Consider the following 23,659-nt stretch of genomic DNA (forward strand, 5'->3'; position numbering starts at 1 on the left):
TTACCCCTGCGCAGTGCCAATAATGGTTAGACCTTCTTGGTCAAACAGGTGTGTACGGTTTAGATCGAAGTAAAGTTCGATTTGCTGATTTTCTAGCTCTTCCAAACCAGTTGGAGATTCAACTTCCGCAAGTATATTTTGTCCGTCTACTGAACAGTGAAGGTGGTAGTTAGACCCCAGTAACTCAACCATATTAACTGTTACCGTTAAGGTGCCTATATTATCAGACTGAACCGTTTGACGGTTTAGATAGAAGTCACTAGGGCGAATTCCATATTCAATATCAAGTGATGGCAAGATGTGCGTTTTGTTTAGCGTAACAGATTGCTTACCTACGGTAACAACCGTGTTGTCTGACGAAGTTGCTGTCGCCGAAAGGATGTTCATCTCTGGTGAACCAATAAAGGTTGCAACGAATTTAGAATGTGGCGACTCGAAGATCTCTTTTGGCGTACCAACTTGTGAAATATAGCCGTCTTTTAAGATAACAACACGGTCAGCTAAGCTCATTGCTTCAACTTGATCGTGAGTAACATACAATGTGGTGGTTTTAATCTTCTTATGCATTGCTTTAATTTCAGCACGCATCGTCCCACGAAGTTTGGTATCAAGGTTAGATAATGGCTCGTCAAACAAGAATACAGATGGTATGCGAACCATTGCACGACCCATGGCAACACGTTGTCGTTGACCGCCAGAGAGTGCTTTCGGATAGCGCTTCAAAAGTGGTGTGAGTTCTAGCGATTCAGCCACTTCTTTAACGTGTGCAGCGATAACTTCTTTTTTAATACCCGCCATTTTCATTGGGAAACCGATATTCTTCTCAACAGTCATGTGCGGGTAAAGCGCGTAACTTTGGAATACCATAGCAGTATCACGATCTTTTGGGTGAAGATCATTCACCAAACGATCTCCAATTCGAATGTTTCCTGAAGTTATATCTTCTAGACCAGCAAGCATGCGAAGTGTCGTTGATTTACCGCAACCCGATGGGCCAAGGAAAACCACAAATTCACCATCCTCGATATGAAGGTCGAATTGCTTTACTACCTGTGTTTGACCATACGCTTTTTTTACGTTTTCGAACGTGACGGAACTCATTTTTGTACCTATATACTTTATAAAAGTGGGTCTTGTTAGCGAGAAAGGCAGCTACAAGAGTCGTAGCTGCAAAGTTTATTTATTTTTAATTAGCGACGAGCGCGGCGTTTGATCAACTTAGCCGCATCAGACAACGCTTTATCGATATCGACGTTATGGTTGATCACCTTTTCAAATGCATCATCAATAATGCGCTCTGCGATTGGATCGTGACGGTGAGCTGAAATTGCAGGAATACGCTCTGCAGATTCACGCCAGACTAAGCGTGCTTGTTGATTACCAAGAATCGCCATCTCTTCTTTCATTTCAGGCGCTTGTTGCGCTTTAATGGAAGAAGGGAATGTACCGAACTCTAGTGCTGCAATCTGAGTTTCTACACGATCTGACATGTACTTAATGAATGTCCACGCCTCTTCTTTATGCTCGGCTCTTGCCGGAATCGATAAGAAAGTCCCGCCCCAGCTCGCGTAAGTGCCACCAGGAAGCTGCGCAGTACGCCAATAATCCGTACCAGGGGAGATGAAATCACGAATGTGACCAACAAACCAAGAACCGAACATTTGAGTCGCGATATCACCGCGGCGCAAACCTTCGTTCCATTCCGTACTCCACTGGTTTACTTCTGCTGACAAGTCATTGTCAAACAGCTCTTTACCAACACGGAAAGCCTCTTTGAAGCGATCGCTTTCTACCAAGATCTTATCGTCTTTACCAAAGTAAACTGATTGACCTTCATCTAAGCCGCTTCGAAGTACAATTTTCATTGCTGTCGATGCGTTATCTACGATATAGCTGCCGTTGTTAACTTTGATTTTTTTACCTGTTTCAATGAAACTGTCCCAGTCTTTCAGCATCTCTTCAGCGGTAACACCTGCTGAATCCAATACGTCAGAACGGTAGAAGATAGTACCAGGGCCAATATCAACAGGAATTGCAACTTGCTCACCACGGTAATTTTTGCCTAGAGGCACTGTAAACGGTGAGAAATTTTCGGCAAAAGCAGCCGCATTATAAGGTGCTTGGTTTAGATCTTCTAAGCCGCCAGCGTTCGCTAAACGACCAATGAACCCCACTTCTAGGGCTGCGACGTCAGGAACGTTAGCACCTGTAGAAAGTGATGTTGTCAGGGCTGTATGGTGATCTTGGAACGACAGCGATCTTAAGTTAATTTTGATATTCGGATATTGTTGTTCAAAATCAGGGGTAATCAAACGAACAACTTGGTCATAGTTCGCAAATGCGGCGACATTAAGAGTCACTTGTTTTTCAGCAAGCGCAGCCGTAGAAAACAGAGCTGTAACGATAGCGCCAAACACAGTGCTTAATTGTAATTTTTTCATACCTATCCTTATTATTTGTAGAGTATTCGGTTTTCACGCCGTGTTAGTTATTAATGGATGTAACAGAAGTAATCTTCATATCAGTAAAGTGCACGGGTCCTAATGAATTGTAGAATCCAACACCACCACATTTGAACGTTTCTGGCATAGCTGCATCCCTTACGCTAAACGTATCGACACCGTTTATTGAGCATTTGAAATAATCATCTACAACTTTCACCTTAAACTCATAGGCTTTATGAGGTTGCCATTCAAACGGCGCGACCGCGATAATACGGGACTCACCGAATGATTCATGTATCAAAATGGCAGTGTCATCTTTTGTCAGTTCTATTCGGTAATAACGAGTTAGACCGAGGTATCGAACGATAGGGCCAAACGCATTTTTTGTTTGAGGTACTAACCGAATGCTCAGTTCATAATCTTTGAAGTCTTTACTACCAAACGTGAACACGCCAGGGTTTGTGATGTCATCATTAACAAGACGATATATATCTTGATTATCAAACTTGATTTTGGTGTCCATCGTATTGATAAAACTGCTTTCCCAAATTTCATGATGCTTTGTTTTATCAAAACCAATAATTTGAGTTGGCGTCCCCGTCCAATCAAGCTGGTGAAGCCTAACCTGACCGTGCTGGGCTCTTTCAGTCGTACCTGTGATCTCAATTCCAACATTAGCGATCATATGGAAATCAGCGGTCGGTATGGTCCATTCAATCGTGTTGCGTTCACCCACTTTTAAGCGAACAGTGTCACTTGACTGAGTTGTGATGTTTAATGCAGTGTCATACATTTCAATGAACAAGCATGCTTCAACATCAGCATTCGCTTCTTTGGCTAGTTCAATCTCTGCAATCGCAACCTGACCTGGATAAAGCGTTGGGCTGCCAACAACGTGGTAAGACGACTCATTAACTTTGCACTCTTTATCAGTGTGCGTGGCTGTCTTCACTTTTAGTGGAATGCCAGCGATCAGGTTTTTATAATCAATAGTCAGCGCGTTGTTCGAATTAGACAGTGTTGCCGTTCTTACGTGATTATGTTTGCTATCTAATTGGAAGCCTTGGACAGCACCTGGTAGAGAAAAGTGAAAACGAGGTTTTCTTGGTAGTGTTTTACCCGTATGCCAGCGAACGATCAACTCCATCATTTTATCGGCTTCACGAAGGGCATCTGAGATATGCTCATGGATATGCGCTGTCGGAAGCAGGATACGGTCAGCCACAGGACCGCGCCAATCATAGCCATCATTGATACTGTCTAGGTCTAAACGAATACCGTTAATACAGCCAACGTTTGCTGCATTACAGTCAGTGTCCCATCCTGCTGTATTCACAATCATCATCGCTTTATGGAAGTTGTCTTCTCCATAAAGTAGAGAAAGAATGATTAATCCGTGGTTAGGCACAACGTGACACGTACCATCAAACTTATCGTAACCATATTTGTCACGAAGCTTCGTGAACGCGTAACGCCAATCTTGTGGATTTTCACTGTGCCACTGGCGCACATCTGTAATGACCTTCTGGATGATGCTATCTTGGCTAATATAACTTAAAGCAGAATCAATCAATGTATCTAGGTTTGCTTCGTTAAATGCCAAGGATTCTATAACGGCAATAACGATAGCAGCGTCAACAGAAGCACCATCGTGACTAACCAGACCAGCTTCACGAGCCATATTTGCAGCTTTATCTGGCATGTTTGGGTTTAACATTCCCCAGCCATCAATGAAAATTTGAGCGCCTATTTGTTCAGCAACGGTTTGCCCGTTCGTCTCGATAGAGCCGCTTTGTGGCGCAGGAATACCATTTTTTAGATTTTGCCACGCTGTGTGCTCTGTTGATTGCCCATACCCGCCCCACCAAAGAACGGTTTTTCCTTTGATTAGGATATCTAACCAAGTTTGACCAACATGCACTGAAGAGAAGTCTTTACGAAATAAATGGTCTTCCAAAGCATGAGTGAACATAAATGTACCGGTGATATCATCATCGCTACAAATTAAAGGGTGATCTACTTCTTCGTTAACATAACAATTAATATCGCCAAAGTTTTTACTTATTTGACTGTGATCCCAGCCTTCGAAAGGCCTTCCAATATATACACCGACAATCTTCCCTAGTATTCCAGAATATATTTTACGATATAAACCTTCGCTATACATCATATCTCCAACATTATTAATCTTATATTTAAGGAAGCAGTAAACAACTTCTAATCTGATGTGGATGATACAAAGTTCCACATCTAAAAATTGTGATCAAAACATTGAAAGTAGTTATCTTTCCATTTCAATGACTAATATTTGTTTCATGGTAAGCTTATGATTCTTATTGCTTTAAATTGATTAAATTAAAAAAAATTCACCCAATAATTATTGAAAGAGATTTACATCACACCAATAAATCCTATGTTTGAATGAAATTCATACGATCTCATGCTTTGCATCTATTGAATTTAGTTAACGTAGTTACACATCGAGCTAGAAGAATAAAAAATTTCACACTAAACTTTTGTAATATATGTTTTTTATTGCAAATAAATCAAAAGAATTCATGGCATGGCATAAAAATGCGTACCGACTTTTGTTTTGAGCAATATAAATACTTGGGTCCTAAGAATGAGACTTACATCGCAAACTAAGGGCTGTTTTCAAAGATAGTATCCGCTTTATTGGGAATTTTTAAAAATATATTACTGAGATGTTTAAGATGAAAATTAAAAATAGTCTTCCTTTTTTTAAGGATTGGCCAAAGATTGAATCGGCCATTAAAAAAGATCCTATTATTGAAGATAGAATAGATGAAATTCTTCAACAAATGACACTAGAAGAGAAAATTGGACAGATGGTCCAACCTAATCTTCGAGAAGTCACTCCTGAAGAAGTCTATGAATATAAACTGGGTTCTATTCTTAACGGTGGTGGCGCTTGGCCAAATGAAAACAAACATTCTTCTGCTCAAGATTGGGTTGATTGCGCAGATACGTTCTGGGAAGCAACAGAAAAAATGTTTAAAGGTCGTGGTTTTCGAATTCCTTTTGTATGGGCTACCGATGCCGTTCATGGACACAACAACGTTTTCGGTTCGACAGTATTCCCGCATAACATCGGATTAGGATGTGCTCGTGATCCTGAAATGATCCACAGTATAGGTGAAGTCACGGCTCGTGAAGTTGTTGCAACGGGACTTGATTGGACGTTTGCACCAACGGTTGCAACACCACGAGACTATCGCTGGGGCCGAGTTTATGAAGGCTACTCTGAAGATCCTGAAGTGACTTACGAGTACGCAGCTAAAATGGTACAGGGATTACAAGGCAACGCGCAGCAGCTAAAAAGCGAAGAGCGCGTTCTTTCAAATGTTAAACACTTTGTCGGTGACGGTGGTACTCGTACAGGCATTGACCGTGGTGTTAATGGTTACAGTGAAGAGCACCTAATCAACATCCATGCGATGGGTTACTTCAGTGGCTTAGAGGCAGGTGCTCAGGTTGTGATGTCTTCCTTCAATAGTTGGGAAAATAAAGCAAACTACGATCATTCACCAGAGTTAGGTGAAGAATACAATTTAAAAATTCACGGAAGTAAGTACCTGCTTACTGATATTCTAAAAGACAAGATGGGCTTTGATGGCCTGATCGTTACCGATTGGAATGGTCATGCTGAGGTGAGTAAGTGTACTGATACTGATGCCGTTTACGCTATTAATGCGGGCAACGATGTTCTTATGGTTCCAGTTCGAGAGCACTGGAAAGGGGTTATCGAGTCAACCTTGGCTGCGGTTAATAGTGGCGCTATTTCTATGGATCGTATTGACGATGCGGTTACTCGTATTCTACGTGTGAAAATGCGTGCTGGTTTATGGGAAAAACCACGCCCTAGCTTACGTAAATTTGCGGGAAAACAAGCTCAACTTGGCGCTCAACCTCACCGTGAGATAGCCCGAGAAGCAGTACGTAAATCACTAGTGTTACTTAAAAATAACAACGATATTCTTCCTCTATCTCGTGATCAAAAAATCATTCTAACGGGTAGTGCTGCAAACGATTTGCAAAAACAATCCGGTGGTTGGAACCTAACATGGCAAGGGGATGAAAATACACTCGATGACTTCCCAGGTGCAACCACCGTTAAAATGGCTCTTGAAGCTGAAATGGGGTCAGAGAATATTCATTTTGATCCAGAATTGAACTCTAATTATAACGCAGGAGATATCGCTATCGTTGTATTTGGCGAAGATCCTTATGCCGAAATGATGGGCGATATTAAAGCTTGGCAATCGCTGGAATTCTCAAAGCTCAAGCGCATCTATAAATCTGACTGCGAGAAAATCGCTAAATTAAATAAGTTAGGCGTTAAAGTCATTAGCATCTTCTTTAGTGGTCGTCCTCTTTACATCAATGAAGAAATAGCTCGCTCGGAAGCATTCGTTGCAGCCTTCCTTCCTGGTAGTGAAGGCATGGGTATCACCGATGTGCTTGTTCGTGATGAAAAAGATAACATTCGTTATGACTTTGTTGGTCAACTTTCGTACTCTTGGCCAAACAAGAAACGTAGTGTAACGATAAATCGCATTCCACAGCATATACCTAACTATGTTTGCCCAGACAACGAACAAGATCCAAATGGCGAACACGCCCCTCTATTTGAGTATGGATATGGACTAAACTATTCAGATCGTAAACAAACACGCGACCTTGATAACATTGAATTAGATATTGATGTTGTTCACCAAGCCGATACAGCAACCGAATCCAAACATCTATATGGCGTGCGTTCGAACATCGGCGACTACAAATTAAAAATATCAGATCTCGCTCACTGGATAGGCTCTGAAGTTTCAAGAAATAACCCAATGGCTATCGAAGCGATTAATACAGCACCTTATAACTATGAACAGCAACAAGATGCTATTAATATCAACTTTAATGACAAATTTGGGGCCATTTATATCCAAGTAGGCGATGGTTCTGTAGAAGACTTTTCCCTGCATAGGAATGGTTCGATTCATTTTGAAATAAAAGTTCTAAAAGTGCCAACAGAATCCGTTAAACTGTCATTACAGAAATGGACTAAAAACGAAGAACCGTTTGGCGTTGCGTCAGTTGATATTACTGATCAATTAGTTGCTGGTAATGACTTTATTAAAGTTTCAGTCCCTTGCCAGGAGTTTATCGATCAAGGTGTTGACTTACGCTATTTAGATACACCATTTATGATCTATACAAAAGGCAGGTTTAATGCTGTTCTTGCAAATGTTTCATGGAGTGCGTAGTAAATAACTTTATATTTAATATAAACTGATATTTTTAGAGTTAAAGGTCAACTTATTAAGTTGGCCTTTTTTGTATCGAGAAAACCCCCAGCTAGGCTGGGGGTTCCGTAAAGCTTACAGCTATAAGCCAGTTATATAACCCCTTTCAATTTGATAAAAACGTCTTGTGGTCTGGCAACTGCAAGAGTTAATTAAGAATTGAAAGGGGGGTCCCAATGGGGGACGAAAAGAGCTTAGCGCACACGCGATGGAATTGTAAATATCATGTAGTTTTTGCACCTAAGTACCGAAGGCAGGTGTTCTATGGTGAGAAACGAAGGGCAGTAGGCGAGATACTTAGAAAACTATGTGAATGGAAAAGTGTGAATATTATTGAAGCGGAGTGCTGCGTAGATCATATTCATATGCTTTTAGAAATACCACCGAAGATGAGTGTTTCATCCTTTATGGGGTATTTGAAAGGAAAAAGTAGCCTGATGCTCTATGAGCGATTTGGAGATTTGAAGTTCAAGTACAGGAATCGAGAATTTTGGTGTCGAGGGTATTATGTAGATACGGTAGGAAAAAATACCGAGAAGATACAAAGTTACATAAAGCACCAATTAGAGCAGGATAAAATGGGAGAGCAATTATCGATCCCGTACTCAGGTAGCCCGTTTACGGGCCGCAGGAAATAGTCATATGCAAATGTCAGATCACTACGCGCCTGCTAGGGCGCTGCCAGTAGGAAAGCCTTATAGGCGCATATGAAAAACCACCGGCTATGCCGGTGGATACTTTTTTTGTATCGAGAAAACCCCCAGCTAGGCTGGGGGTTCCGTAAAGCTTACAGCTATAAGCCAGTTATATAACCCCTTTCAATTTGATAAAAACGTCTTGTGGTCTGGCAACTGCAAGAGTTAATTAAGAATTGAAAGGGGGTCCCAATGGGGGACGAAAAGAGCTTAGCGCACACGCGATGGAATTGTAAATATCATGTAGTTTTTGCACCTAAGTACCGAAGGCAGGTGTTCTATGGTGAGAAACGAAGGGCAGTAGGCGAGATACTTAGAAAACTATGTGAATGGAAAAGTGTGAATATTATTGAAGCGGAGTGCTGCGTAGATCATATTCATATGCTTTTAGAAATACCACCGAAGATGAGTGTTTCATCCTTTATGGGGTATTTGAAAGGAAAAAGTAGCCTGATGCTCTATGAGCGATTTGGAGATTTGAAGTTCAAGTACAGGAATCGAGAATTTTGGTGTCGAGGGTATTATGTAGATACGGTAGGAAAAAATACCGAGAAGATACAAAGTTACATAAAGCACCAATTAGAGCAGGATAAAATGGGAGAGCAATTATCGATCCCGTACTCAGGTAGCCCGTTTACGGGCCGCAGGAAATAGTCATATGCAAATGTCAGATCACTACGCGCCTGCTAGGGCGCTGCCAGTAGGAAAGCCTTATAGGCGCATATGAAAAACCACCGGCTATGCCGGTGGATACTTTTTTTTACGGAAATTATCGAAAGAAAATGCTATTAAATATATTTTGATTTTTATCTGAAATACAGAGTGACTCATGAAATTAATCTAAATAAATTATTTAAATCTCATTAAAAACAATGCCTTATATGTGAAATTATTTTATTGCGAAAGTTGTGAACTATTTTTGAAAGTCTATGTCTGTCACATTAAATAGCCTGCATTTAAATATAGAATTTATCCGAAAATTAGTGGAATTATTCGATGAAAAATCCGCTTAAATACAAAAATAATGACTATAAATTACCGATATTAATCCTTAAGTAAACATAGGTATAAAATGAAATTTAAACCAGCCAAAATCACCTTAATTTGTGGTGCTATGCTTTTTACATCAAGTGCAATGGCAACCTCTGATATTAATTTCTTCGGTTACATGCGTGCGGGTGCTCATGTTTCACCAAACAGCAGTAACGGAAACGGTCACCCTGACTACGTTTCTGCGGAAGGTGCAGCTGGTAAGTATCGTCTAGGTAATGAAGACGATTGGCTAGAGTTCGGACTAAAATCCGACCTTGTATCTGAAGGTGGTCAACGAGGCGAAATTGGCGTCATGATTGGTTCTTGGCATGATGTTCAAGAGTTTGGTGGCCGTATATCTGATTCATTCGATGTGATGCAGGTTTGGGGACAACTGCACGGTGTGTTCGGCAGTGACATAACAAGCATGTGGGCGGGTAAACTCTACCCTCGTTCCATCGCCGATGACATGTTGGATTACGAGTATTGGGATAACTACGGTCGTGGTTTCGGTATCCGAGACATCGAACTGCCTGGCATGTTGATGGATATAACCTATAACTATAATAACGGCGAAATGATGCGAAGTGCTCCAGCTGACGAACTCGATGATGAGGACGGCGGTCCTCAGCGATTAATCACCGCTGTTCACCTACCAGAAATTCGTGTGCACGATATCGCTGTCCCCGGTGGTAAATTAGCATTGGGTGTTAACTTTGCGAGTGTCGTAGATGATGAGGACCTAAAAGAAACGGTTCGTAATGCTCAAACTACAGGTTACATGCTAACGGCTTCTCACCGTGGTAATTTCGCAGGTTTCAACAACATTTTAACACTACAATATACCGATGGTATCGGTGTGTCGGGTTGGTCTGGAACACAAATTGTTAACGTTGAAGCTCCTGGTAGTAGTGTACGGCTGTTTAACCACGGTAACTACACGTACAACGACAAATGGAGTGCTGGCTACTCTATCGCATTCGAAGACATTGATATGGATTTCGATAATAAAGATGGTAAACGTTGGTTCAACGCCGGTATTCGCCCTCGCTATAACTGGAGCACATTCACACAAACTGAATTAGAGCTTGGCTACCAGCAAGCAGAATCAAAAACGTATGACGGCACTAACACATCAGCTAAAGCAACACTTTCTCAAAAATTCCATTTTGGTGATGTACCTCATCTACGTATATACGTAACTTACGCTGAGAAAGATACGCATTGGGAAGAAGAATCTTATGGTGTGCACTCTTCAATAGCAAACGACAAGTTTGACTCTGTTAGCTTCGGTGTTCAATTCGAAGCTTGGTGGTAATAATTCATCCCCCTCTCATTTGCTGTCTGATCCATACAGCATATTAAGAAAATAGGCCGCTATTTTTATGAATAGTGGCCTGTTTTGTCACTGCGAAAATCCAGAATTTATCCCCTAGGTCGATTCTCGAATAATAAGCTGCATTGTGGGCATCTTATATTTCGGTTTATTACCAGATATCAGATCCAATATATAAGCAATAGATAACTCGCCCATTTCCTCGAAAGGTAACCGAACAGTGGTGAGCGGTGGAATTGTATAACTTGAAAGTGGCATGTCATCATACCCAATTAGAGCCACGTCTCTTGGTACGTACATTCCCTCTCTATAGAGACCGTGCATGGCACCAAATGCACTTTTATCATTACAAGCAAATATTGCGGTAAATTCATGGTTACTCGACACAAGTTGACGAATGGCTTGGCTGCTTTTTTCAGAATCATAATCGCCCCAAATGACCAAATCATGATCCACTGATAAGCCTGCACTTTCCATTGCCCTTACAAAGCCAGAATAACGCGCATCGGCATCACTGTTATCTTTTGGTCCTCTAAGGTGTACAATTTTGCGGTGACCTTTTTGAATCAAATGGTTTACAGCTAAATATGCACCCAATTCATTATCCATATTTAATTGCGGTAACCATTTTTCTTCATGGTTATTTGTCGGTAATGCAGATGCGCAAAATATTAATACTGGTACACCTTTTAGTAACTGGCTAATTTCCTTCTCGCTTAGAGATGGGCCAATAATAATTATGCCATCCACTCCTTTAGCAACCATACCTTTAAGGATTCGACGCTCACGATCAATTTCATAGTTACTCGCTTCTACATTAAGTCGATAAACATGTTTTGAAACTGCACGATTCATTCCTGCAAATATACTTGATACATGAGTGCTATCGTAACTAGGAGAGAGTACGCCAATAACCATGGTTCTAGACGTAGCTTGAGTGTGAAGTTTTTTTTGTTCATACCCAAGTTCACTCATTGCATTTTCAATAGCCTGAACTTTTTCCTTCACAATAAATGAACTGCGATTAAGATATCTAGAAACTGTGCTAGGTGAAACCTTAGCGTGTGCAGCTATCATTCTCGATGTTACTTTTCCCATAGTTTTCATTTACTCCCGATTTCAGATAATAACAGCGACATTCATGGAAAGGCGTAGTAGAAGAAGCCAACTGTTAAAGTGGTACGATCTTCTCGCCAAAGAAACAAGCTGTACTACAATGAATTATCAGTAGTTGACTGAAGGGAGAAGATATCAGATTTCTGCCCTTTTGGAATGGGGAATTTCAGTATCAGAAATTGCTAAGACCGTTAAATGCCATCGCTCAACCATTTATCGTGAGTTGCAAATAAAGAGCTTTGTCTGCCAGACAAAGCACATCAACAACTTTCAGTTGCGAAGTGACAACAAGCGGATAAGTATCGAATACCTCAACAGTACGTAGATTTTATCGAGTTTTTCCTCACTAATAATTGGAGTCCAATTGGCGGCCAGACATGGGCTCGTCCTATGCTGCGATTCTATACCACAGTGGGTAACCAAGATAACGAGTACACAGGTATAAAAACAGAGCCAACTGATCTAGATACAGCTACGTTTGGCGCGATGTTTGAGGCTTGGTGGTAACCTAGCAGCAAAAACTTATTGTTCATTCTTCAACACCATTCGATTCGTTTTGATTAATATTTTTATCATTTTAACCTTTTAGCCGCTCTCTGTAGCGGCTTTTTTTATACTTTCCCGTGGCGTTTGGCCAAATTGGAGTTTATAGCATTTCGAAAAATAGTTACTGTCACCAAACCCACTTTGTTCAGCAATTAACTGTACCGATTGAATACGCTCGTCAAAAATCAGCCGTTGTGCATGTTGCAGCTGCAAGCTTCTAAGGTATTGAATGGGTGAGCTGTTGAAGTACTGACGAAACAGCCGCTGAAGTTGTCTTTGACTGATGTAAGCGGCATTGGCAACTTGCTCAATGTCTATGTGGCTTTGAGTATAGTGTTGTTCAAGGAAAACCAACGCACGGCTAAGTGCAAACGTGGTTTGTGGGGTGTCGAGTTGTTGATGTTGATAGAGTCGTGCGAGTTTGACGATGAGATGCTGCATCAAGCTGTTGATCATTATTTCAAACCCGGGCTGTGCTTGTTCGTATTCGTCTCTGATCTGCTTAAGTAGTGAAGCAATGATCGGAAGTTGGTCGCTGTCGAGTGTGAGCTTGGCTCGATACTCACTCGTTTGTCGCGCAATGGGCTCGATTTTGAATAGCGCTTGATAGCCAGACAGTGCTCGCATTGAAGGCAATTCAAAAAAAGGGGATGAATCATCAAACATGAGATTGATGAGCTTGAGATGGTCAACCTCTTTGAAACCATGCTCGGTATCGCCTTTAATAACAAAAATATCGCCAGTGTTTAGTGGATATTCGTACTCAGAGACAACGTGTTTCCCTGTGCCCTCCATGACTAGAAATAGCTCAGAAAAATCATGTTTATGCATTCCGAAATCCGTTTTGTGGTCTCCGTCAACAAAAGCGAAGTTAAGATGCTGATGGCGCTGATGTGAGCTGAGCAGATAAAGCGGTGTCATGTCGTATTTTTCCTGTTTTTTGTCGCTAAAATCGTAGATTTGCGCATAGTGCAAGCATACCATGCTTCTATAAAATGCGTATGGATTTATGTGGTTTGAACTAAGTCGAGCGCGAGTCTTTTAACGTGATTATCAGAGTCTAAATAATGAACAAAGACCTTATTACCCAAGTACAAAGTGAGCTAGCGCCAGTGAGCCGCCAAGCGGCTGCGGAAGGCATTGTGCTGCTGAAAAATGAGAAATCGGTTCTCCCGCTAAAAACAACGGACACGGTTTCATTGTTTGGTCGATGCCAAATTGATACTTATCGCAGTGGGACGGGCTCTGGTGGTGCGGTAAACGTCCCTTATGCCGTGAGTGCGCTAGAAGGCCTGAAGGCAAACCCTATGATCACGCTAAATCAAGAATTAGTAGCCAAATACCAAGAGTGGTTGGTACATAACCCATTTGATGATGGTGGCGGTGGCTGGGCTGCAGAACCGTGGTTTCAAAAGGAGATGCCTGTAACAGAGGCATTGGTAAAAGAGGCTGCCAACCGGTCAAATAAAGCGTTAGTGTTTATCGGCCGTACGGCTGGTGAAGACCAAGACAATGCAGACGAAGTGGGCAGTTATCAACTGACCGAGCTAGAGATGGATATGCTCAACAAGGTCACTGAGGGTTTCGATGATGTCATCGTGATCATGAATACCACCAATATTATGGACATGTCTTGGTTGACAACATTGGAACACAAAGACTCGATCAGCGCCGTCCTATACAGCTGGGCTGCGGGCATGGAAGGGGGACATGCATTAGCCGATGTTCTTTCTGGCAGACAATCGCCTAGTGGACGTCTAACGGACACTATCGCTTATCGTTTGGAAGACTACCCATCATATCAATATTTTGGCCGTAAAGACTACAACCTTTATGTGGAAGATATCTATGTTGGCTACCGTTATTTTGAGACCTTCAAGCCTGAAGCGGTTCAGTTCCCATTCGGTGCCGGTTTAAGTTACACGCAGTTTAAACGTGAACTAGAAAAATTCGAAGTTGTTGGTAGTGGCACGCAAGCTAAGCTGGTCTTTGATGTTCGAGTCACTAACATTGGCGATACTCATAAAGCGAAAGAGGTCGTTCAACTTTATGTGGCTGCGCCTCAAGGTGAGCTCGGAAAGCCAGCTCGCACTTTAGTTGGATTCGAAAAAACCCAATATTTACACCCAATGGAATCACAAGTTGTGACCATTGAGTTAACCTTAGATCGTCTCGCTTCATTTGATGATAGCGGTGTCACTGGGTTCAAGAACAGTTATGTGATCGAATCGGGTGATTATGCGTTTTATCTTGGGGAAAGTGTCCGTGAAGCAGTAAAAATAGATGCTGAGTGGAATGTTGAGCAAACGTTTGAGCTTGAAGCGTTGAGTGAAGCGGGTGCTCCTATTCAGATGTTCGACAGAATTAAGCCTGGCGCCCCAACATCGGCAGGTGTGTACGCTGAAGTCTATGAGCCGGTTCCTCAGCGAATGGTGTCTCTTGAAGAGAGAATTAAGAGCAATCTGCCTGAAAATCTGGTCATCACTGGAGACAAAGGCATCAAGCTTATTGATGTGAAAAATGGCCAAGCCACAATGCAGGAGTTCGTCGCTCAGATGAGCCCTGAACTTATGGCAACCATCGTGCGTGGTGAAGGCATGTGCAGCCCGAAAGTGACGCCGGGAACGGCTGCTGCCTTTGGTGGTGTTTGTGATGGTTTGTTTGATCTTGGTATTCCTGTTGTAGCCGCTGCAGATGGTCCATCGGGTATCCGTATGGATAGTGGACATAAAGCGACACAAGTTCCAATCGGTACTTTGCTTGGCTGTACTTGGAACAAAGCGCTCAACCAAGAGTTGTTCCATTTAGTTGGTAAAGAGCTAAAAGCGAATAACATTGATACGCTACTGGGTCCTGGTATCAATATTCATCGTCACCCACTCAATGGACGTAACTTTGAGTATTTTTCTGAAGATCCATTGATGACAGGAACGATGGCTGCGGCGCAGACTCGTGGATTAAAACAAGCGGGCGTTTCTGGCACGATAAAGCACTATGCAGCGAATGATCAAGAAACAGCACGTGTCGTTGTGGATAGTGTGATGTCACAACGAGCGCTACGCGAAGTTCATATCAAAGCGTTTGAAATGGCGGTGAAAGAGGGTGGCGCATCGACGATTATGACATCCTACAATCCAGTCAACGGCCATTGGGCGGCTTCGAACTACGATCTCAACACCGCTATTTTGCGTGATGAATGGGGGTATCAAGGTATCGTGATGACCGATTGGTGGGCGAAAATGAATGACCCTATCAGCGCCGGAGAAGAAGCAAAAACCTACACTTCATTTATGATCCGCTCTCAGAACGACATTTACATGGTGGTTGAGAATGACGGAGCAGAATCGAATGCGATGGGCGATGATACTCTCGCAGCCCTAGAGCAAGGGACGCTTGAGTTAGGTGAGCTTCAGCGTTGTGTGAGCAATATTTGTCGCTTCATTTCAGATACGCCTGCGATGGATCGTCCGCTAGTGGCCTATGAACCGATCAAAGCTTTTGCTTCATTAAAGCAAGCTCCGTCGGAAAACAGTGCGAATATTGAACAACCTATCAGTGTGAACAGTAAAACAAACCAAACCATTGAGTTATATGTTGCGAAAGAAGGTATTTACCAATGTCGTGGCGTAATGAATTACGAACGAGATTCGCTGGCTCAGTCAGCGTGCAGTTTGTGGATCAACGGTGAGTTTAGCCAAACCTTGCCGATCAATGGGACCGATGGGAAGTCGGTTGAAGTGGAAGGATTACAAGTGCGATTAGAAGCTGGTGTTTATCAATTGGCGTTGGATTTTGTGAAGCCAGGCGTCATGCTAGAGCAGCTTGTATTTACCAACAAGTAACAGAGTGATGTATGAAAAGAGAGGTATTAGTGGGTTAAAATATGGCATCCTCATTCCTACTGCTTAAAAAGGATACATGGACAGTAGGAAATGGATACCAACTCTCATCAGCTCTCTTTATGCACCATTGAGCAATCGGATTACACAGAGCTTGCAGCATTAATGAACCTTGTCTTCCCCGATGTCGGGGGAGCATGGTTACGATTGACCATCATCTAACTGATTCATCAGTTTCCTGATGGTCAAATTTGTATTATTGGCTTCAGTTAAGCGATTTCGGCTTTTTCAGCGATCAACTTATCCACTACACTTGGGTCGGCGAGGGTAGAGGTGTCACCGAGGTTGCTCGTATCTCCTGTCGCAATTTTGCGTAAAATACGACGCATGATTTTGCCTGAACGTGTTTTTGGTAAAGAATCTGTCCAGTGCAGTACATCTGGAGTGGCGATCGGGCCAATTTCTTTGCGCACCCAATCTTTCACTTCTTTGTGCAGCTCAGCGCTTGGGTATACTCCATCATTTAACGTGATATAAGCATAAATCGCTTGGCCTTTAATATCATGTGGTACACCCACAATCGCCGCTTCAGCAATTTTATCAAACGCGACCAGTGCCGATTCAATCTCAGCAGTACCCATACGGTGTCCGGATACGTTCAATACGTCATCGACACGACCGGTGATCCAGTAGTAGCCATCTTCATCACGACGAGCGCCATCACTGGTGAAGTACATGCCTCTAAAGGTTGAGAAGTAAGTTTGCTCAAAGCGCTCGTGATCACCGTATACGGTGCGCATCTGCCCCGGCCATGAGTCTAAAATCACTAAATTACCTTCGGCGGCACCTTCAATGACATTGCCCATGTTATCAACCAACGCAGGTTGGACACCAAAGAATGGACGAGTTGCTGAGCCTGGTTTTAGTGCGGTTGCGCCCGGCAGTGGTGAGATCAAAATGCCGCCGGTCTCGGTTTGCCACCATGTATCGACAATAGGAGAATTCTCGTTACCGATGGTTTTGTAATACCACTCCCAGGCCTCTGGGTTAATCGGCTCACCCACTGACCCCATAATGCGCAAGCTGGTGCGTGAAGTATCTTTGACCGCTTCATTACCTTTGGCCATTAAGGCGCGAATTGCTGTCGGTGCGGTATATAGAATGTTTACTTGATGTTTGTCGACAACCTGACTCATACGGTTGGTGTCTGGATAGTTTGGCACCCCTTCAAACAGAATCGTTTTTGCACCATTAGCCAGTGGCCCATAAACCAAATAAGTGTGGCCGGTGATCCAACCCACATCAGCGGTACACCAGAAGGTTTCACCTTGTTGGTAGTCAAAGACATATTTGAAGGTCATGGCAGCGTAAACAAGATAGCCACCAGTGGTATGCAATACACCTTTGGGTTTACCAGTTGAGCCAGAAGTATAAAGAATAAATAGCGGGTCTTCTGCTTTCATCTCTTCTGGTGGACAGTGGTCAGAGACTTTCGCTGTCGCTTCGTGCCACCATACATCACGGTGATCATGCCAATCAATATCGCCACCGGTACGTTTAAGAACGATGACTTTGCTGATAGTTTTCACTTCAGGGTTGGTGAGTGCTTCATCGACATTTTTCTTCAATGGAACCGCGCGGCCACCACGAACGCCTTCATCGGCGGTGATAACTACTTTGGAATCTGAATCGATAATGCGTCCTGACAACGCTTCAGGAGAGAAACCACCGAATACCACGGTATGAACAGCGCCAATGCGAGTACAAGCTAGCATTGCTACCGCTGCTTCTGGAACCATTGGCATATAAAGACAAACCACATCGCCTTTGCGTACGCCTTGTTCTTTTAAAGCATTAGAGAAGCGACACACTTCCTGGTGCAATTGTTTGAAAGTCAGAGTTTTATCGTCGGCAGGGTCATCGCCTTCCCAGATAATCGCGACTTCATCACCGCGCGAGGCTAGGTGGCGATCAATACAGTTGGCAGACACATTTAATGTGCCATCTTCGAACCAACGAATATCCACGTGACCGGTATCGAAAGAGGTGTGCTTCACTTTGGTGAATGGCTTAATCCAATCCACAATCTTGCCGTGTTCACTCCAGAAACCTTCTGGGTCGGTTACTGATTGTTGGTACATCGCTAGGTAAGTGTCATTATCCGCGTGGGTCTGTGCTTTGATATTCTCTTTTACCGGATAAACGTGGGCTTCACTCATTGCTTCTTCTCCTTGTGAATTCACTCAATTTTCCTTGTTGCTTGACGTAAACAGAGCAGTTTGGAAAATCTGTATACCTCTAACTGTCAGCCAGTCAGCGATTTTCTACAATTAGACTTTAGGATGAGTGGGTTACTTTTATAGAAACTTATCCCCTTCCTACTTCAAGTTGTTTGGGTATATGTTTAAATTTGCGAGCGGGTTCGCGGCTAGAACTGGTTTGCCATGGCGTGAAAGTGTTTAAAACTAATGGTGGTTTGGAGCAACGAATGGTGGCAGCTCACCTTTGGTTAAGCGTACAAACACCAATGCTGCGGCAATTGCATCTTGCAGAGCGTCATGCTTATCCTGCATAGGAAGATCAAGGTGACGGCAAATGGCGTCGAGGCTCAAGTCTATATAAGCATTGGGCAGCATTTTTTCTAGCTTGTCGTGATAGATCTGACTCACTTCTATCAAGGCATTAGGTAATGGAAAGCCTAGGTGTCGCCGACATGCTAGATCGAGAATTTTTTTGTCGTAGCGAATGTGATAACCCACTAATGGTCGGTTGCCGATAAAAGCCAGTAAGCGAGTGATGGCCTCTTGTTCACCAATACCATTGGCTAAGTCTTGATGGCGAATTTTATGAATTTTGACTGAGCCTGAATCAAGCGATTGCGGTGCTCGTAATCGGACCTCAAATGGTTGGCTAGTGAGAATGCGATTGTCGATGATTTTTGTCGCGGCAATCGTCACGAGTTCCGCACGGTTAGGGTCAAGGCTGGTGGTTTCACAGTCGAGCGACACATACTCTCCCTGTATCGGCGTGCTAAATAGTGGCTGATAGGGTGAGCCTTTCAACTTGTGAAACCAGTACTGGCGAGTAAACCAATTCAATTGTTTGTCCTTACTATTCGCGAATTTGATAGTGATAACCAAGCCATTGCTTGAATTTTTTCACCACATGTAAACTGTGCCGTAATAAGTCTCGCTCGGTTCGTTCAAGCTGTTTGATATCAAGTTTATTGGTGCTGTGTTGATTACTCAGTTGTTGGGCTAAGCGCAGTTTAAAAAACTGTTTGAGGGCTTCGGTGAGGTTGTCGGCGGTCTGTTTTTCCAGCACTTTGTGTTTGACTAACGCTTCAATGCGTTCAAACGTGTTGTTTTCAGAAATTTCATGTTCAAGGCTGAGCGCTCGCACTCCGTGCACAATCGGAAAAATGCCACCTTGCTTGATGTCTAAACCCGTTTTGGAGTGCTTTACGTTGCCAAACAAAGTCAGTGGCACAGAAAAGCTGAGCGCAGGGCGTGTGAACTCGGTGAGGATCAACTCTTGGCCTGCCATTAAATGACTTAAATGCTGTTTGATGGGCGCAAGTAGGGTGGTATTACCCGCGACAGCGTGGGCATCGGCCATGATCGCGATATCCATTACTTGCTCGGGTTTGGCGGCTTTGACCCATTGCGTGAGCGTCTTTTTCCATTCGCTTTGGCTTTTAACCCACTTAGGATTGTTAACCATGACATTGCCGGGGCACAATGGGTAACCTAGTTGTTGCAAGGTGTGAGTGAGCGTATTCATCACCGTTTCGCATTGGTGCCACTGCAAACCATCTTTGATGATTAAGGCATTGTCTTGATCTGTTTTGAGGATTTGTTCCCCTCGACCTTCAGAGCCAAGTACAATCAAGCAGCAGTGGTCATGCAGTGCGGGCGGTACCACTAAATGGAACGCTTTTTCGATGATCTGCTCGTTGACTGCGGAAATGAGCTCCATGATAAAGCGAGTACGAATACCATTGTTGATTAAACTTTCGACCAATTGCCGCTGTTTGTTTGAAGCGAGTGCTAACTCTTCGACAGTGGTAGCGCGTGCAATACTCAGGCTCAAAACGTGTGAATGAGTAGAAAACGCGCTGAGTATTTGGGTCATATCCAACATGCCGACAGCCTGGTTGCCATCACAGACCATCACGCGTTTAATACGGTTACGCGTCATGGCAACCATCGCGTTAAACAGAAAATCACCATCGTCGACATGCAGTACTGGGAAGGTGGCTATTTTACCCACCGGAGTATCGAGTGGGTGGTTGTCGAGCATTACCGCATGCAGCATGTTGGTGCGAGTTACAATCGCGTAAGGGTGTACATGAGGAGCATCGATTAGGCGCACATCACTGTCAGCTAAACGTACTAAGGCTGAATCAACGCCGTTATCTTTAAGCTGCTGAGTTACTTCATTAATTGGTTGCTCTGGGCTTAAAATCATCGGTGGGTGGTAAATGGAGTCATCGACCTTAGTCAGAATAAATTCGGCGAGGTTTTTCTGCTGTTGGGCGACTTCGATCAGTTCTTGTCGCTTCGCTAGGTTGTTATCAAAATAGGCCGCAAACTGGCCATTTTCATTATACAGTTCGAGAAAGATCGTTTTAGGCAGCAGATAGCTTAAAGTGTCTTCTAATGCCACGTACTGATGCTTGGTCTGCTCATCAAATAGGGCTCGCACATCGAACATGTCGTCGTTGGCGTAATGAGCGAAGATCTCTTTGCCATCTTTTGAACGTTCTTCAACCGCGCCCTTGATCAAAATATGTAAATGTTGGCTTGGTTTTTCGCAATGCAGCAGTACCTCTTTGGTGCGAAAATACGCCACGTCGAGTGAAGCACGAAGGTGGTTTTGTTGTTGCTGTGTCAGGCGGTCAAATGGGGGCGACTGCATGTTAAATTTATCAGGCATAGCGGATGTTCACTCACAAAAAATCTCTATCTAAGTGTGGCTGAAATCCTCACGAGCTCCAGACGACTTTGGTCTAAGGCATGGTTTAGCAATTTCGCCGTAAACCCTCGCCCGATGAGGGCGGTGAGAAGTCACTAATAGCCGTTGAATCAACGAGTTGTGATGCGAAGCCCATCATTGCTGTGCTTGAGAACAATAATAATAATTTAATTTTCATCGAATAATCCTTGTCTTATGAGGATAGGCCAAGAAACGCCGCGCCTTTTACTCCGCTGTCGTCACCAAGTTCTGCTTTTAGAATCGGTGTTTTGCAGTAACCGCCAAAGACGTATTGAGGCAAATAAGCAGGCAAATCATCATAAATAGATAGCACATTTGACATGCCGCCACCGAGCACAATGGCTTGCGGGTCAAAAAAGTTGATAACCTGCGAGAGTGCGCGGGCTAGTTGGTCTAAGTAAAGCGTATAGTGGCGTCTAGCTGATTCAGAATTACTTTTCAGTACGATAATCTCTTGGCTGGTGAGGCTGGTTCCATGCTTGCCATTGTACAGCATTGCAAATCCGGTTCCTGATAGGAATAGTTCATTGCAAGCAGCACGACCGCAGTAGCAGTTTTCGGTCTTGCCATCTTTTTCTACATCGTAAAAAGCGAGTTGATTGTGTCCCCATTCGCCAGCAACATTATTCGGCCCTTTCACTAATTGCTTGTTGTAAACCACGCCACCGCCACAACCTGTGCCGATAATGACACCGAACGCTGAACTATGATTTTTTGCTGCGCCAAACAACGCTTCGCTCAGTGCAAAACAATCTGCGTCATTGGCAATATGTACCGTTGCCTTTAAATGCGCTTCCAAATCTTCTTTTAGAGCCTGTCCGTTTAATACCAAAATGTTGGAGTTCTTGATTTTTTGCGTACTTGGACAGATGGCACCGGGAAGTCCGATACCAATAGATATCGATTCATCTGCACATGATGCTGCTTGCTCTATGATGGCGATAACGTGAGTTAAAAACGCGTCGTAATCACTTTTTATGGTGTTATAGCGTTGGTAATAAAGCTGCTCTCCAGCTTCGTTAAACAACGCTGCGGCAATTTTGGTTCCACCGATATCTAAGCCTAGGTACTGCATAAACTGACTCCTATTTACCTAATGGGACATTGAATGTAAGGGTTGCAATCGTCTCGCTACGACCATAGTCGCCACCCACATACATGCTGTCGTTGTAGTGGTAATCCCATAGATCTTGTCCCACCAAGCCTTTAATTGTGACGCCGTTTTCTAGCGTTTTGCTGTAGCTTGCCTCTAAACGTGTGTAGAACTCGACGAACTTATCGCGCAATACTTTACTTAACCTGAACTCGGGATAAAAAAGAAGGGAACTAAAAGCTGGTTCTGCGATCAGATCTTTCGACCAAGAGAGAACAATCGCAAAGGAACCAGCTATGCATAAACTAGTAGACTTATTTTGCCATGTCGATGACTTTTGTAAGGCTTTTCTACCTCAGTGGCAAAAACTTCAGCTTGAAAGCGGCGAACGAAAGCGCAACCGCAGGATGTCCGAAAGCGAAATCATGACAATCATTATCGCTTTCCATATGTCTCATCAGCGTGATTTCAAAAACTTTTACCTTGGGATCGTGCGTCGCCACTACAAGAGTTATTTCCCAACTCTGCTCAGTTACACACGGTTTCTTGAAGTAATGCCTTCAGTTCTTGTGCCACTCAGCTCTTTCTTTAGCCATGTCAAAGGTGAACCGACAGGCATTGAATTTATTGACTCTACGAGTATAAAAGTCTGCCACAACTTACGCATTCCGAGACATAAGGTTTTCAAAGGAACGGCGGCAAGGGGTAAAGGTACAATGGGCTGGTTTTATGGATTTAAACTTCACATCATAACCAATCATCTTGGCGATATCGTTGCAGCCAAACTTACCCCCGCCAATACCGATGATAGAAAGCCAGTCCGGGAACTATCAAAAGGCCTTCTTGACAAGCTCTATGCAGACAAAGGCTATATCAGTAAAGTACTTACCGAAGATTTAAAAGAAGACGGAATCACCCTAATTACCACCCACCGCAAGAACATGAAGCCGAAGGTACTTGCTGCTTGGGATAGAGCGATGCTGTCAAAAAGGTTTATTATCGAAACCATCAATGACCAACTGAAAAACATCTCTCAGATAGAGCACTCTCGTCATCGGAGCCTACATGGATTCATGCTGAACCTACTTGGCGGGTTAATCGCGTACTGTCTGAAGCCAGAAAAGCCATCGCTTAATATTACGAACACTGAAAAAACAGGACTGATGGCGATGGCTTAAACCGATCTGAGGTTACTTAGGTCATCCATCCCAACGCATTGATTTTAATTTTTCTCTCCTTGGT

The 23,659-nt window shown here is 43.3% G+C and carries 17 protein-coding genes and 2 pseudogenes; 9 read left to right on the forward strand and 10 right to left on the reverse strand.

Features of this window, described 5'->3' with window-relative positions:
* From MCT08_RS02465 to MCT08_RS02475, 3 genes are all read right to left on the reverse strand, one after another.
* Window positions 1-1,101, reverse strand: a complete 1,101-nt coding sequence (locus MCT08_RS02465; protein WP_274677827.1) for an ABC transporter ATP-binding protein — start codon at window positions 1,099-1,101, stop codon at window positions 1-3.
* A gap of 89 nt (window positions 1,102-1,190) precedes the next feature.
* The gene (locus MCT08_RS02470; RefSeq protein WP_274677828.1) at window positions 1,191-2,441 is read right to left on the reverse strand and encodes an ABC transporter substrate-binding protein; all 1,251 of its coding nucleotides are present in this window, start codon (window positions 2,439-2,441) and stop codon (window positions 1,191-1,193) included.
* A 43-nt stretch (window positions 2,442-2,484) separates the two neighbouring features.
* The gene (locus tag MCT08_RS02475) at window positions 2,485-4,614 is read right to left on the reverse strand and encodes an ADP-ribosylglycohydrolase family protein (RefSeq protein ID WP_274677829.1); all 2,130 of its coding nucleotides are present in this window, start codon (window positions 4,612-4,614) and stop codon (window positions 2,485-2,487) included.
* Window positions 4,615-5,158: 544 nt separating this feature from the next.
* Here MCT08_RS02475 and MCT08_RS02480 point away from each other — a divergent pair.
* The 4 genes from MCT08_RS02480 to MCT08_RS02495 all read left to right on the forward strand — a co-directional run bounded on the left by MCT08_RS02480 (window position 5,159) and on the right by MCT08_RS02495 (window position 10,807).
* Complete coding sequence (locus tag MCT08_RS02480) at window positions 5,159-7,723, forward strand: glycoside hydrolase family 3 protein (RefSeq protein ID WP_274677830.1); 2,565 nt, start codon at window positions 5,159-5,161, stop codon at window positions 7,721-7,723.
* A 215-nt stretch (window positions 7,724-7,938) separates the two neighbouring features.
* Complete coding sequence (tnpA, locus tag MCT08_RS02485; RefSeq protein ID WP_088731499.1) at window positions 7,939-8,400, forward strand: IS200/IS605 family transposase; 462 nt, start codon at window positions 7,939-7,941, stop codon at window positions 8,398-8,400.
* A 249-nt stretch (window positions 8,401-8,649) separates the two neighbouring features.
* Window positions 8,650-9,111 (forward strand): IS200/IS605 family transposase, encoded by a 462-nt coding sequence (gene tnpA / locus MCT08_RS02490; RefSeq protein ID WP_088731499.1) that lies wholly within the window; start codon window positions 8,650-8,652, stop codon window positions 9,109-9,111.
* 418 nt (window positions 9,112-9,529) lie between these two features.
* Window positions 9,530-10,807, forward strand: coding sequence for a carbohydrate porin (locus MCT08_RS02495; RefSeq protein ID WP_274677832.1), 1,278 nt, complete (start codon window positions 9,530-9,532; stop codon window positions 10,805-10,807).
* 114 nt (window positions 10,808-10,921) lie between these two features.
* On the opposite strand, the gene MCT08_RS02500 is transcribed toward MCT08_RS02495, so the two are convergent.
* Window positions 10,922-11,932, reverse strand: coding sequence for a LacI family DNA-binding transcriptional regulator (locus MCT08_RS02500; protein ID WP_274677833.1), 1,011 nt, complete (start codon window positions 11,930-11,932; stop codon window positions 10,922-10,924).
* Window positions 11,933-12,056: 124 nt separating this feature from the next.
* Between MCT08_RS02500 and MCT08_RS18650 the strand changes: the two are divergent.
* A pseudogene (locus MCT08_RS18650) lies at window positions 12,057-12,304 on the forward strand (helix-turn-helix domain-containing protein); the annotation flags it as partial.
* Window positions 12,305-12,448, forward strand: a pseudogene (locus MCT08_RS02510) (carbohydrate porin); the annotation flags it as partial.
* Window positions 12,449-12,526: 78 nt separating this feature from the next.
* On the opposite strand, the gene MCT08_RS02515 reads toward MCT08_RS02510, so the two are convergent.
* The gene (locus MCT08_RS02515; protein ID WP_274678643.1) at window positions 12,527-13,408 is read right to left on the reverse strand and encodes an AraC family transcriptional regulator; all 882 of its coding nucleotides are present in this window, start codon (window positions 13,406-13,408) and stop codon (window positions 12,527-12,529) included.
* A gap of 146 nt (window positions 13,409-13,554) precedes the next feature.
* On the opposite strand from MCT08_RS02515, the gene MCT08_RS02520 reads away from it, so the two are divergent.
* Together MCT08_RS02520 and MCT08_RS02525 are read left to right on the forward strand one after the other, a co-directional pair.
* On the forward strand, window positions 13,555-16,329 hold the full coding sequence (locus tag MCT08_RS02520) for a glycoside hydrolase family 3 protein (protein ID WP_274677834.1): 2,775 nt from the start codon (window positions 13,555-13,557) through the stop codon (window positions 16,327-16,329).
* 90 nt (window positions 16,330-16,419) lie between these two features.
* Window positions 16,420-16,548 (forward strand): hypothetical protein, encoded by a 129-nt coding sequence (locus MCT08_RS02525; protein WP_274678683.1) that lies wholly within the window; start codon window positions 16,420-16,422, stop codon window positions 16,546-16,548.
* Window positions 16,549-16,595: 47 nt separating this feature from the next.
* Here the strand turns inward: MCT08_RS02525 and acs are convergent, their stop codons facing one another.
* From acs to MCT08_RS02550, 5 genes are all read right to left on the reverse strand, one after another.
* Window positions 16,596-18,545: an acetate--CoA ligase gene (gene acs / locus MCT08_RS02530; RefSeq protein ID WP_274678644.1), complete on the reverse strand. Its 1,950-nt coding sequence runs from the start codon at window positions 18,543-18,545 to the stop codon at window positions 16,596-16,598.
* A 246-nt stretch (window positions 18,546-18,791) separates the two neighbouring features.
* Window positions 18,792-19,424, reverse strand: a complete 633-nt coding sequence (locus MCT08_RS02535) for a 3'-5' exonuclease (protein ID WP_274677835.1) — start codon at window positions 19,422-19,424, stop codon at window positions 18,792-18,794.
* 13 nt (window positions 19,425-19,437) lie between these two features.
* Window positions 19,438-21,264 (reverse strand): DUF294 nucleotidyltransferase-like domain-containing protein, encoded by a 1,827-nt coding sequence (locus tag MCT08_RS02540; RefSeq protein ID WP_274677836.1) that lies wholly within the window; start codon window positions 21,262-21,264, stop codon window positions 19,438-19,440.
* Between the two features lie 232 nt (window positions 21,265-21,496).
* Window positions 21,497-22,399, reverse strand: coding sequence for an ROK family protein (locus MCT08_RS02545; RefSeq protein ID WP_274677837.1), 903 nt, complete (start codon window positions 22,397-22,399; stop codon window positions 21,497-21,499).
* 10 nt (window positions 22,400-22,409) lie between these two features.
* Window positions 22,410-22,610 (reverse strand): hypothetical protein, encoded by a 201-nt coding sequence (locus tag MCT08_RS02550; protein ID WP_274677838.1) that lies wholly within the window; start codon window positions 22,608-22,610, stop codon window positions 22,410-22,412.
* A gap of 103 nt (window positions 22,611-22,713) precedes the next feature.
* Here MCT08_RS02550 and MCT08_RS02555 point away from each other — a divergent pair, with 103 nt between their 5' ends.
* Window positions 22,714-23,595, forward strand: a complete 882-nt coding sequence (locus tag MCT08_RS02555; RefSeq protein ID WP_274677840.1) for an IS982 family transposase — start codon at window positions 22,714-22,716, stop codon at window positions 23,593-23,595.
* The last annotated feature ends 64 nt before the right edge of the window (window positions 23,596-23,659 follow it).

This window comes from Vibrio aestuarianus (assembly GCF_028858425.1).
Classification (GTDB): domain Bacteria; phylum Pseudomonadota; class Gammaproteobacteria; order Enterobacterales; family Vibrionaceae; genus Vibrio; species Vibrio aestuarianus.